The sequence below is a fragment of the Acinetobacter stercoris genome (assembly GCF_900323515.1).
GTDB lineage: Bacteria > Pseudomonadota > Gammaproteobacteria > Pseudomonadales > Moraxellaceae > Acinetobacter > Acinetobacter stercoris.
Genome location: NZ_OOGT01000115.1, coordinates 1 through 12,240 on the forward strand (window position 1 = coordinate 1; position 12,240 = coordinate 12,240).

The following is a 12,240-nucleotide window of genomic DNA, read 5'->3' on the forward strand; positions in this document are numbered from 1 at the left end:
AGTAGCTCGCTAGAGCGAAAGTAGCTCGCTAGAGCGAAATGAATTACTTCGAACAATTAAACGTTTAGGCAGGACACTATGGAAAAAATGGTCAGGCTATCATCGGCGAAGTTTGGTTGAAACTAAGATGCATTGCATCAAATTATTAGGAGATAAACTCAGTGCAAGGAGTTTTGATAGCCAAGTGAATGAGATCCATGCACGTGTAGCAGTCCTTAACAGATTTACGGAATTAGGTCGACCACTTACCCAAGTTACGCCTTAAATTTGGCTCAATTAGGGGCGCTTTGCATTTCAAATCTTTGTGCAACAAAGCCATTTTTTGGGAGGAAATTCGTATAACAGCCATTATGTTAAATAGAGATAAGACATACTCTAATTTTAGAGTTTTCTTTTAGGTATGATATAAAAATATACAAGCCTAACAGTTTAGTTTAAAGGTTAAAAATTGAATAAATTAACAAATATTTTTATGGCTTTAGGAGTTTGCCTTTCAATGGAAACATTTGCAGAACCTGTTTTTTCTAATGATTTATTAGCGAAAGCAGAAAATGGAGATACTTCTGCTCAGTTAGAATTAGCCGAGATTTATCTATATGGTCATGGTGTTGATTCAGATGAAAATCAAGCTGAAGTTTGGGCTCTTAAATCAGCAGAAAATGGAAATGTAGCAGCAATGTTTTGGTTAGCTGATGGATATGTTACTTATGCTAGATTAATGGAAGATGATGACAAAAACGATTCTTTAGAACATTTCCAAAAAGCTTTTAAGTGGTTTCAGAAAGCCTCAGAAAATGGCCATTCTGAATCAATGGTTGAGTTAGCTGATCTATATACTCGTGCAGATAGCGGAATAGAAGTTAATATTAATAAAGCTTTTGAACTTCGTGAAAAGGCTGCAAAGTTAGGTAATAAGAAAGCAATGCGAAGTCTTTCCGTTATGTATCGTGATGGTATAGGTATTCCTAAAAATACTGATTTAGCTCAAAGTTGGTGGGATAAGTCTGAAAATTAGTTTTAATATTTCCTAAAATTAACATAATACACCTTATACGAAATGTGTTATAATTTTCCTTAGAAATCAATGCTGTAGTTTCTAGTTTATAGCCCATCTTCCCCAAGGTGGTTTTTTTTTATGATTTTTCACGTTCCACGCTTATTTATTGAGCAATGTTCCACGGTTTTATTTAGCCTAAGTTAACCATATGGAAGAAAAAAACGACTCCAGAAGCCACGCTTTTTAGTCTCTGGTTCAACATGCTCTGGAACAGGAATGCGCTTATTCTCTGGAGTAGTCAATCCGTCATGTTTAGGAACATCAATATTAGGTTCTGGCTGTACTTGAGCTACATTCGCTTGCGACTGTTCTTGATCGGTAAACGTAGTCATATTGGCTTTTGGTGCTTCTAGTAAGCGCTGCATGGCCTCGATCTGATCTTGATAAAACGATTCACGTTCTAGTGATTGATTTTCTCTAAACAGTGCTTGATTTAACTGTTTTTCCAGTATGTCAACTTGACGTTTTAATAGGTCAACTTCTGTCAAGTTTTGACTGTTAATTGATTGACTTTGATTGACATTAGTATCTTTCTTTTGTGGTTCCCCAAAAACTCTTATGGCTTCTGCGAAGTCAATTAATCCATCAGATCCTTTAGATAAATTTCCTTTGTTTATATGGGCATATATGGCTTGTCGTGAATATCCGTAAAGCTTAGCCAACTCTGAAACTGACAGTTTTTTCATTATGTAAACCAGTTTTCAATTTGTGTTAATACTTGACTGTCAACTTTACAATGTCAATTGACATCATTTATTGAAAGCCAACTTTTCGAAGTAATGGAGTAAGTTCTTTTAATTTCTCCGGCTGTTTTAGCATATCTGCAATCCGTACAGCAAATTGTTCATAGCTTTCGGTGCCTTGTGAAAGTTTTCCCATTTCTGGAAGCTCTGACAATTTACTCGCAAATGAATAGCGTTGTGCATCTGTTAAAGTGATCGTTATATCTTCGCTTACACCTATACTTTTAGCTGACTTCGTTACTGATTTTTTTTGTTTAAAGCTAAATGAAAAACCTGTAATTGATCTACCAGTCTTATGCTGTTCAACTTTAACAGTAATGTCGGTATGTTCATTTACTTGCTTTAATGCAATGTCTAAGACATATTTTTTAAAGTCATACATTCGTTTGTATTCAGTATCGAGTACACCTATTTTTTGTCTGAAATCAGACAAAGTTATAAGAGGCGTTTTTCCTGTACTACGCCATGCAATCAATATCTCATATAACCGAACGGCATAAGCACTTGTTAAATTGCTTATTTGTTGTATTTCATACTTTGTAAATTGTTCTTCTAGTCTTGTAATTAAAGGCACGATAGCGGGAGCAAAAATAAGTCTAACAACCGCTTCATTATCAATATAAGCGACTTCACTCACCCATCTTGACTTGTGATTAATAATGTTGCCTTTTTCACTAAGACTTTGATAACTGAATTGTCTTGCAAATAGATCATCACAAGCATCTTTTAATGCCTGATAAGCCGTGTTTCGATGTACACCAAATTGATTGATGTAGCTTTCAGCATGAACTGTTAATGGATCATTAGCATTTATTCCCTTACCCGATTCCCTTGCTTCAACGATAGCTAGAAGAATTAACCGTTGCTCGACTAAATCAAGGTTATAACTGGCATTAATTAATGCATTATCTTTAACTATTAGTTCTGTTTTCATATGAAAAGGTTATATTTTTAATTCAATAAGACGAGGCTATATCATAAACTCGCTTAATGCAAGGTAAACCTCGTTTTAATGCAAGGTAAACCTCGTTTTAATGCAAGGTAAACCTCGTTTTAATGCAAGGTAAACCTCGTTTTATAGTCTCTAAGAATTTTATAAATAAAGGCTTTCAGCATGTCTAAAAGCATTTAAAAGATTTAAAAATATTTAAAAGCTCAGGTCATGAAAAATTGCCCTTGGTTTTCGCTTCGCTCAAACTCTATTGAACTTCGCTTTCGCTCAGTTCGTCGGGGCAATTTTTTGGTTAATACTTGCGTGACTTTAAGAAAAAGCAAAAGCAACTCGGAATTCGCTTCGCTCATGAGCTTTTTTTCTCGCTACGCTCGGTCCAGGAGCAAATTTCTGCATGAAAATTAAGCTTTCTTAGGCTAAAGAGGGCAAAAAAATGTTTTTCAGAGAGTCTAGACGCAAATTTTGATAGTTCGCTCGTAGACACTCGCTCTATGCAGCTATCTAAAGTCAAAACATCTCTTTACTTCACTCTCTTTTGCGTTTTTTGAGCTGTTTTCTGTTTTTCGCTATAAGATCTATGTTTTTTAGATAAAGGCTCTTAAATCGCATTTGAATGCTTTCTGTGAAGCTTTTCATAATTAAAGTTTTAGGTTGAAATTTTTAACCTGGATGAATGAACAAAAACTGATCTTTTTACGTTTTTATAAACCAGAAAATAAATACTTTTTTCCATGTAAAACCAAGCACCAGTCCTACGTCACTTTAGCCAATTTTCTAATCCAGAATCCGGCACATGCCGGGATTTTTTTGTCACACACCACGCATCTAAAGATGATAACCCTCAAACCTTTGCTAGATATGGTTTTTATAGGTTTTTTTATCATATAGAAACTGTTTCAAAAAAATGGATAAAAACTAATATAACTAGTTGTTTTTAAATAAAAAATAAACTTTCATTGAGTTTTTCAAAAAATATCCAATTTTTTGATTTAAAGTATTGAAATATAATGTAAAAACAGCTTTCAAACCAAATTTCAGAATATATCTTAAAATTAAGGTTAATTTATTGAAATTATGAAAAAAATTGATGAAAGTTTAGATTTTTAAGTTTCAGAATTGTGTACAAAATTAATGGACTTTTTTATGCTAAAAATTTGATTTATATGATTATTGTTCTGTACATGGTGTTGTACAAAAATAAATACTATTTTGGGTCTAAGTGAATGAAAATTATAAAAAATAATATGTACACATGGATTATACAATAATGTACAAATTTTAATGGCTAAATTAGGTATAAAGTATTGAAATTTATTAAAAATAAATATGTACAATCCAAGGTTACTTCTTATGTCAACAGAATTAGTCAATTCAGCCAATATCATCTCTTTTCCTAAGCCATGTGCCTTCTGTGAATCAACGGAACATGTACAACTTTTTGCTGGGCTGATGCTTTGCAGGAGTTGTCAGGAAAACATCAAAATTACCAATCCTGATCTGTTTGCTACCAATGATCAGATTCAACAAAAAGCCCAGGATTAACCTGGGCTTCGTATAAGGTGTATTATGTTAATTTTAGAAATAATACAAATTAATTTTCTACTTCTCCTTTCATACTCATATCAACCCAAAGTGGTAAAGGAAATGAAGAATTAATTGGATATCCATCCCTGCTCGCATATCCAGAGGTTGGGTAGAAAGCCAGATTTCATCGATACGGATCATGTTGCAAGTGCCTTGAGTAATTCTGCTAAAGCAGATATTTCTGATACTTGCCATTTCAAGCCAATTTCTGCTCTTGAGTGGGGTAAAGTAATTTGAACCGTTAACATGTCAGTAGGAGTAGGATCTAATGGTGCAGAGCAAGATAAGGGAATAAATGCAGGTTTATTTGGTAGTGATGAGCGATCATTTCCTTGCTTACCATCAATTAAGCGAATCCATTTGGATACAAGATTTGTATTCAATCCATGTTGCAAAGCGACTGAAGCAATTGAAACGTCCGGTGCTTTACAAGCCTGAACGATTTGCTGTTTAAATTCAGCACTGTATGTTCTTCGTTTTTTCGCAAGAGATGTAATGGATGTCTGGTTATTTGTAGTCATAAATTTAAGTCCCCACTTGTTTTTAAGTGGGGACTAAATTAAGGCTTATAGGATGAATTCATAAGGTGTGTTCAGCGGACGCTTACCGTTTTATGAGGGTGGTGCCCACTAAAAAGCTGGCTTGATAACAAGCCAGCTTTTTAGTGTTTCGTACAAGGTAGAGGTTTCTAAATTACCCTTAAGCCAAAATTAGATTTCTAAAATTTAGACGACTATCTTGGCTAATTTCGGTTACTTCTGATCAGGAAGAGCAAACGCAATAATATAGTCACCTACATCTTTTGAGTGGCTCGCACCCCCTGCAGAAATAACTACATATTGCTTACCTGTTTTTGGTGATTTGTAAATTAGAGGTGCTGCAACAGCTGCAACGGGTAATTTAGCTTTCCATACTTCTTTACCAGTTTTGGAATCTAAAGCACGTAAATAATAATCTTGCGTACCTGCAAAGAATACCAAGCCAGAAGCTGTTGAAGTAGGACCACCTAGTGTTGGCATTCCTAATGGCATTGGGAGATGTGATTTAATACCTAATGGGCCAAGCTGTTCAGCTGTTCCCATTGGTACTTGCCATACCAACTTTTTGGTTTTTAAATCAATCGCAGACATCGTACCGAAAGGTGGTCGATTACAAGGTACCCCTAATGCTGATTGCATAATATCAATTTTTACTCCAGCGTACGGGCCTGCAAATTGTGGGCGTACTGTTCCCATAAATCCAGGAACTTCATCGGTAGATATTTTGTATTTCCCCATATCTTCTTTACGAACTAAAGACATCCGCAAAGGCATACGCATATCATTGACGAACATTAAACCTGTTGATTCATCAATTGAAATACCCCCCCAATTCATTCCGCCTAATAAACTTGGCCATTCAATATATGGTTTCTCACTAGGTGGTGTATATAACCCTTGATAAACCGAATCTTTAAACTGAATACGGCAATTGAGTTGATCAAAAGTTGAAATACCCCACATATCTTTTTCACGTAAAGTGTCATTACCAATTTGTGGCATACCTACAGAATATGGCTGAGTCGGAGATAGTTTTTCTCCTTCTGCTTGACCGGTAGTCGGTACGGGCTTTTCAATAACTTTAGTAACAGGTCGGCCTGTACGTCGATCTAATACAAAAATTTGTCCCATTTTTGTTGTTTGAATAAGGGCAGGAATTTGTTCTCCCTTATCATTGGTGACGTTGTAAAGAACTGGTTGAGAAGGTAAATCGTAGTCCCAAACGTCGTGATGAACAATTTGATATGACCATTTAGTCTTACCAGTCGTTGCATCTACAGCAACTACTGCTGAGCCAAATTTTTCTTTTGCTGCATTACGATCACCGCCCCAGTAATCAGGGGGGCCATTTCCAGTAGGTAGATATACTAGATTTAAATCTTTGTCGTAAGTTGGAATTGTCCACATATTTGGGGTTTCAAGAGTAAAGCCGTTTTTAGGTTGTCCAGATAATTCTGGATTACCTACATCCCAAGCCCAGGCTAGTTTACCAGTACGTACATCATAAGCACGAACTACGCCAGAAGGTTCACCATGAGTAATGTCTCGAACCCAACCGCCTAAGATGGCAACATGCCCTGCGATTAATGGGGTAGAGGTTGGATGGTAGCGTTTACTTTTTTCAGTAGGACCCATGTCATTTAACAGGTCAACTTGGCCATTTACTCCAAATTGAGGACATAAAGCACCAGTTTTTGCATTCAATGCAATTAAACGACCATCAACTGTAGATGTTAAAATTCGTTGTGGACAGGCTTGAATACTAGGAGTTTGTAAATCTGCTTTTGAAAGCGTTTTATCATGAGTCGCATCATAGTAACCAACACCACGACAGGTAATGTGTTCAGCTGTTTTTGCTTTTGGATCATATTTCCAAAGTGCTTTACCGCTATCACCATCAATCGCAGTAATAATATTAGTTGGAGTACATGAGTACAGTGTGCTACCAATTTGAATTGGAGTATTTTCATCGACTCCAATATTTTTTGGTCGGCCAGTATGGTAAGTCCATGCAACTTGTAAGTTTTTAACGTTATCAGGAGTAATGTCAGTATAAGGGGCAAAGCGGGTACCACTACCACTACGACCAAAATATTCCCAATTATCAGGATTTTCTGCTGTAGGTTTAGTTAAATTACGATCTTGAGCAATATTAACTTGATTTAGAGTTTTTCCATGGGGAAAAAAAGCTGAGATTAAAGCTATAACACAAGCAATAAAGCCAACTAAACCAACACGATTAGCAAAAGTCACTTTTTCTGTTGAAAGTGTTATTAAACTACGGCTTGCCCATAAGCTTAGTACAAATAAAACCGTTGGAACAACTAGACGGGGAATATACTGCCAGAAGTCAAAAACTTGTACTTCGGAAATAGCCCATATAACTGTTGCGATGAAAGTTAAAATGGATAGCCATAAGCTGATTACTTTTCTAAATGTATATAAAATAGCAATCAGTAGATAGGCAATACCAGCGATAAGGTAATAACTTGAGCCACCTAAGCTAACAAGCTTTCCACCTTGGATAATTAAGAATAATGCGATTAACACATGTAGAAGTATTACGAAAAAGCGATAAACTTTTGATCCTGCCCTTTCAGAAGGTGCAGTGTATTCGGTACTCATATATTGTCTCTTTGATGTGGGCTGTAATTAGCTTAGGCATTGCTACAGGAGGATTATTTCCTATAGCCCTTATTTTACCTATTGAGTTCGCATCTAGTACTCAATTAGCAACACGGCTAAGTGGAATAACCCAGTCCTTTGGATACTTATTGGCTGGGATCATGCCATGGGTTGGTGGAATTATAATAGATAAATTTTGTTCTATGGTGGGTCTAACTTCTCTAACCATGCTCATGGCTTTAGGTTTAGGAATTACTTCATATCATATGAAATATATGTTCAGTCAATATTCTAATGTATGAATAAAAAACATCTTATATCCGACTTTAAAATTACTAAAACTAATTCCATTTAACATAATGGGCGTTATCCGAAATCGTCTTTTATAAGTTAAATAAAATCATGTACTTAGCTATTTTACATAACCCGAAACTACCGCAAAAATCCGCTTTGGAAACAAAGCGGATTTTTTTTGAGCAAGTTTGATACTTCTTGCCAATAAAATTGGTTAAATAATGATCAAAAATAGCAATTCCATAGAGTTTTTAAGCCTTTTTTACCCAAAAGAATCCACAATTTATGCGGATAACCATTGGGATAAATTTTGATTATTTTTTGTACGTTTTGGCTTACAGCGTTTCACGAAATTGTCTGTATCTATCCCCCGATGAAGCTCTTATGATCGATCTATATGGACAGGATGTTCAATGACTTAAAACAACAATAATAATCAGTCAGGCACCATGACCATCAGGTAGTCAGCCCTACCTATGCGCTCCATACCGAAAAATCCCGACATGACGTCGGGATTTTTTATTGCCATTTGCAAAGTCATTCAATCAGATTTAATATATAGACTGTAATCTATATTGTGATTGTAATATGTGGACAGTCATTACAACGGATCTGTTTAATGAATGGCTTGAACAGCAAGATGAAGCAACACAAGAGAAAGTCTTAGCTGCATTGGTTGTTCTACAACAGCAAGGGCCTAGTTTAGGTCGTCCTTTAGTAGATACCGTCTACGATTCTAAATTTACCAATATGAAGGAACTACGTGTTCAGCATCGTGGTAAACCGTTAAGGGCATTTTTTGCATTCGATCCCCTAAGACAAGCGATTGTGCTGTGTATTGGTGATAAGAGTAATAAAAAGCGTTTTTATACAGAGATGCTAGCAATTGCAGATGAGCAATACGCACTTCATCTCTCAACTTTAGGAGATCAATCTAATGGCTAAGAGCTTACAAGAATTATTGGCTAGTCGCTCTCCAGAGAGTCAAGCTCGTATTCAAAAAATGGCTGATGAATTACTTTTAGAAAGTCAGCTTCACCTTATCCGAGAAGAGTTAGAAATTTCCCAGAAAGAACTAGCTGCAACCCTTGGAATTAAACAGCCGTCATTATCAGCAATCGAAAATCGTGGTCATGATCTTAAAATTTCAACGATGAAAAAGTATGTTGAAGCAATGGGTGGAAAACTTCGTATTGATGTAGAGCTTCCAACAGGAAAACACATAGGGTTCAATGTCTAATAATAAACCTTTGAAAAATAGTACTAAATTACTTGTTAACTTAGACAAATTTATATTTTTAGTCAATGCTGCCGATAGCCTAGAAGAAATTGAAATTATTAGAGATTTATGCTGTGAATATTTTTCACATTGTAAGAGGCCAAGCTATTACATTGATATTTTTGACAATGCTTATTGGTTAAAATATTACGAAATAGCTTAATCCTTCTAGATTCGCATAAGAGTTTCTATGTTAAATAGGACTAAAAATATACTCTAATTTTAGAGTTTTCTTTTAGGTATGATGTAAAAACATACAAGCCTAAGAGTTTAATTTAAAGGTTAAGAATTGAATAAATTAGTAAATATTTTTATGGCTTTAGGAGTTTGCCTTTCAATGGAAACATTTGCAGAACCTGTTTTTTCTAATGATTTATTAGCGAAAGCAGAAAGTGGAGATACTTCTGCCCAGTTAGAATTAGCTGAGATTTATCTATATGGTCATGGTGTTGATTCAGATGAAAATCAAGCTGAAATTTGGGCTATTAAATCAGCTGAAAATGGAAATGTAGCAGCAATGTTTTGGTTAGCTGATGGATATGTTACCTATGCTAGATTAATAGAGGATGATGACAAAAACGATTCTTTAGAACATTTCCAAAAAGCTTTTAAGTGGTTTCAGAAAGCTTCAGAAAATGGTCATTCTGAATCAATGGTTGAGTTAGCTGACCTATATACTCGCGCAGATAGCGGAATAGAAGTTAATATTAAGAAAGCTTTAGAACTTCGTGAAAAGGCTGCAAAGTTAGGTAATAAGAAAGCAATGCGAAGTCTTTCCGTTATGTATCGTGATGGTATAGGCATTCCTAAAAATACTGATTTAGCTCAAAGTTGGTGGGATAAGTCTGAAAATTAATTTTAGTAAAAGTTAAGGATTTTTTAAGAGTCTAATAAATGAATAGTGTTCATGAAATTATAGAAAAAATACATAATGAATGGGAGATTGAACCTAAGAAAGCTATTCAGAGAGGTAGGGAATGTCCCTTTCCTTTGCAGTGTTCATTAAACCTAAAAAGCAAAATTTACCCACAAATACCCCAAGTACTTTTACCAAAAGTATTAGAGGATTTTTATACAGTATCTAATGGTGCAGATCTATTTAAAGATCAAGAATACGGACAATGGGGCTTAAAATTATATTCTATTGAGGAAGTAATTTTTGCTTCAAAAATTTATAAAAGTAATCGTAATAATGACGCTCTTCAAAGTGACTTAATTATTGGAGAATTCTATGGAGATTCAGACTTATTGTTAGTTCGATGTGATCCTAATAGTGATGATTACGGCTCTATTTTTGTTGTCTTACCTATAGATCAAAGACAAGATTGGTACATTGTTGCTAATACTTTTCAAGAATTCATTAGTAAATTTTATGAAACTCATGGTGATAAATTCTGGGAACCTTAAAATTATATGGCCGATATAAGCTCTATTTAACTTATGTTCACCTAAAATTTATTTAATTATCACAAAAATAGTATCATTTTTTGAATTTCATATAACGCCCATTATGTTAAGTAGGGGACTCAAAGCTCTTTCTAAGAGTTGGTATCGTGGTAATACTTCTCGAGTGCATAAGAGAATTAGCTTAATAAAATACACAAAAATAATTTACAGTCTCAAGCATCGAGCTAAATTTTAATTAAACACGTTTCAACCCCATGATATGGCGCACCATATCGTTAATGTGCTGTTTTGTTTCGTCATCTTGAGAACTTAGCCAAGTTCAATCCAAAACGCTATTTACGAAAAGGATCATCAAAATAGTCTTTCAACATTGAAATTATTAAGATCAATATAATTATGAAACAAATAATAATTCCAATGATATAGATATCCATAAGCTTAACCAAACTGGTTTAAATTATTTAATAATCATACTTCAATGTAATTTTTTGTAACAGTGGTTGTAGTAATTTTATTTTTTAAATTTTCCTAAAATTAACATAATACACCTTATGCGAAATTAGAAAAATGAGTTTATTGCACTGATATTTATCTGTTTTTTAAATTTTAGACCTGGGTTGGTGCCCAGGTTTTTTTATTGCGTATAACAGCCCTTATGTTAAATGGAAATTAGATGTCTTCATAGTAAACGTACAAGTGCAGAACTTAAGAACAAGATCAAGGCAATGAATCCTAAGTAAATACATGATTTGCCCATAGATTGGCTATTAATTTGAATAAGCTCTTTCATTGATTGATTCCAAGTAAGTTGAGTCCACGGATACCAAAAACATAAAAATCCTAAAGTGCTTAGAATTCTAGATAATGTAAAAGATTCAGATAGCCCATTCACACTAAGTCCAACAGTAATTAACCCTAAAAAAAATCCAAACCAAGATTTAATTAACCGGTTATTCTGAGTATTTATTGATAAGTGATTCATAGTAGCGCCATGTTATTCATTTAAAGTACAATTTGTTGGCAAATTTGATACCGAAGAAAATCATCAGCCAAATAAAAATGAAGTGTGAGTTTTTCCCAATAAACGTGTTTTCTAACTCATTAGCAATAATGATGTTTTTGTAAAATAGCCAATAAATTACTGTAAAGGCTAAAAAAGAAAGCAAAAGTATAAGTGCTTTACCAAGCATTAATTTTACATTTTTATTAGGTATATCATTAAGTAGAACTTCGATGAGAATGCTTGTAATAAAGTATGCAGGAACTATATATGCCAAAATTTCGGGTATCCCCCCAAAAATGGGCTTTCCAGTAGAAGTATTGATAAATATAAAGTAAGTAACCCCATATAAAAAAGCTAAACTTACAACAAGAATGATCCATCGGAGTTTTTCTTTCATTTTATTAAAGTGAATAAGAATTATTTACAATATTAACAGGTTTTATAAGTATTTAATATTTATTAATTTATAATTTTTTGGGGCTTTGTTGCACAAACCTATCTGTAAAGGCTTTTTCAGCGATATAATTTTCAAATGAAGAAGCCTACACACAAAATCTACCGCACAACCAATTGGCCCGCATATAACCGAGCACTCATGAGTCGCGGAAATATTGCCATTTGGTTTGATCCTGCTACGCAATGGTATGCGCCATCAAAAGGCAAACAAGGGCGAAATCAAACCTACTCCGACGCAGCCATCCAATGCTGCTTAATGATTAAATCCTTATTCCGTCTGTCTTTACGTATGGTCACTGGC

General features: G+C 34.5%; 15 protein-coding genes and 1 pseudogene. 11 read left to right on the top strand and 5 right to left on the bottom strand.

Translation table 11 applies throughout. From position 1 onward, the window contains the following. Positions 1-25 precede the first annotated feature (25 nt). Positions 26-265, top strand: a pseudogene (locus KPC_RS12150) (transposase); the annotation flags it as partial. Between the two features lie 231 nt (positions 266-496). After that, a complete protein-coding gene (locus tag KPC_RS12155) occupies positions 497-1,015 on the top strand; it encodes a tetratricopeptide repeat protein (protein WP_000447193.1) in 519 nt (172 codons plus the stop codon). Positions 1,016-1,197: 182 nt separating this feature from the next. Here KPC_RS12155 and KPC_RS12160 read toward each other — a convergent pair whose 3' ends face one another. Together KPC_RS12160 and repM are read right to left on the bottom strand one after the other, a co-directional pair. Continuing rightward, the gene (locus KPC_RS12160; RefSeq protein WP_121974640.1) at positions 1,198-1,743 is read right to left on the bottom strand and encodes a plasmid replication DNA-binding protein; all 546 of its coding nucleotides are present in this window, start codon (positions 1,741-1,743) and stop codon (positions 1,198-1,200) included. Between the two features lie 67 nt (positions 1,744-1,810). Beyond that, on the bottom strand, positions 1,811-2,734 hold the full coding sequence (gene repM, locus KPC_RS12165; protein ID WP_000845851.1) for a replication initiation protein RepM: 924 nt from the start codon (positions 2,732-2,734) through the stop codon (positions 1,811-1,813). 687 nt (positions 2,735-3,421) lie between these two features. On the opposite strand from repM, the gene KPC_RS20960 reads away from it, so the two are divergent. Beyond that, positions 3,422-3,640 carry a hypothetical protein gene (locus KPC_RS20960; protein WP_001005328.1) on the top strand — a complete coding sequence of 73 codons (219 nt, stop codon included), beginning with the start codon at positions 3,422-3,424 and terminating at the stop codon, positions 3,638-3,640. 462 nt (positions 3,641-4,102) lie between these two features. Beyond that, positions 4,103-4,294: a hypothetical protein gene (locus KPC_RS12175; RefSeq protein ID WP_000102616.1), complete on the top strand. Its 192-nt coding sequence runs from the start codon at positions 4,103-4,105 to the stop codon at positions 4,292-4,294. 179 nt (positions 4,295-4,473) lie between these two features. Here the strand turns inward: KPC_RS12175 and tnpA are convergent, their stop codons facing one another. Both tnpA and KPC_RS12185 read right to left on the bottom strand, forming a co-directional pair. Continuing rightward, positions 4,474-4,857, bottom strand: coding sequence for an IS66-like element accessory protein TnpA (tnpA, locus tag KPC_RS12180; RefSeq protein WP_024439349.1), 384 nt, complete (start codon positions 4,855-4,857; stop codon positions 4,474-4,476). A 231-nt stretch (positions 4,858-5,088) separates the two neighbouring features. Continuing rightward, positions 5,089-7,500, bottom strand: a complete 2,412-nt coding sequence (locus tag KPC_RS12185; protein WP_032060263.1) for a membrane-bound PQQ-dependent dehydrogenase, glucose/quinate/shikimate family — start codon at positions 7,498-7,500, stop codon at positions 5,089-5,091. A gap of 14 nt (positions 7,501-7,514) precedes the next feature. Here KPC_RS12185 and KPC_RS12190 point away from each other — a divergent pair, with 14 nt between their 5' ends. The 6 genes from KPC_RS12190 (at position 7,515) to KPC_RS12215 (ending at position 10,480) form a co-directional block, all read left to right on the top strand. Further along, positions 7,515-7,802, top strand: a complete 288-nt coding sequence (locus KPC_RS12190; protein WP_227607595.1) for a hypothetical protein — start codon at positions 7,515-7,517, stop codon at positions 7,800-7,802. 580 nt (positions 7,803-8,382) lie between these two features. Continuing rightward, entirely contained in the window at positions 8,383-8,739 is a 357-nt protein-coding gene (locus KPC_RS12195) for a type II toxin-antitoxin system RelE/ParE family toxin (protein WP_000269904.1), read from the top strand. Beyond that, positions 8,732-9,034: a helix-turn-helix domain-containing protein gene (locus tag KPC_RS12200; RefSeq protein ID WP_001129974.1), complete on the top strand. Its 303-nt coding sequence runs from the start codon at positions 8,732-8,734 to the stop codon at positions 9,032-9,034. Before KPC_RS12195 ends, KPC_RS12200 begins: the two co-directional genes overlap by 8 nt. Then, positions 9,027-9,236: a hypothetical protein gene (locus KPC_RS12205; protein ID WP_000069475.1), complete on the top strand. Its 210-nt coding sequence runs from the start codon at positions 9,027-9,029 to the stop codon at positions 9,234-9,236. Before KPC_RS12200 ends, KPC_RS12205 begins: the two co-directional genes overlap by 8 nt. Positions 9,237-9,410: 174 nt before the next feature. Continuing rightward, positions 9,411-9,929 (top strand): tetratricopeptide repeat protein, encoded by a 519-nt coding sequence (locus KPC_RS12210; RefSeq protein WP_000447196.1) that lies wholly within the window; start codon positions 9,411-9,413, stop codon positions 9,927-9,929. A 38-nt stretch (positions 9,930-9,967) separates the two neighbouring features. Beyond that, the gene (locus tag KPC_RS12215; protein WP_057093442.1) at positions 9,968-10,480 is read left to right on the top strand and encodes an SMI1/KNR4 family protein; all 513 of its coding nucleotides are present in this window, start codon (positions 9,968-9,970) and stop codon (positions 10,478-10,480) included. A gap of 998 nt (positions 10,481-11,478) precedes the next feature. Here KPC_RS12215 and KPC_RS12225 read toward each other — a convergent pair. Beyond that, entirely contained in the window at positions 11,479-11,880 is a 402-nt protein-coding gene (locus KPC_RS12225) for a hypothetical protein (protein ID WP_000660211.1), read from the bottom strand. 135 nt (positions 11,881-12,015) lie between these two features. On the opposite strand from KPC_RS12225, the gene KPC_RS12230 reads away from it, so the two are divergent. Continuing rightward, a partial coding sequence (locus KPC_RS12230) for a transposase (protein ID WP_171251112.1) occupies positions 12,016-12,240 on the top strand: 225 nt, incomplete at its 3' end.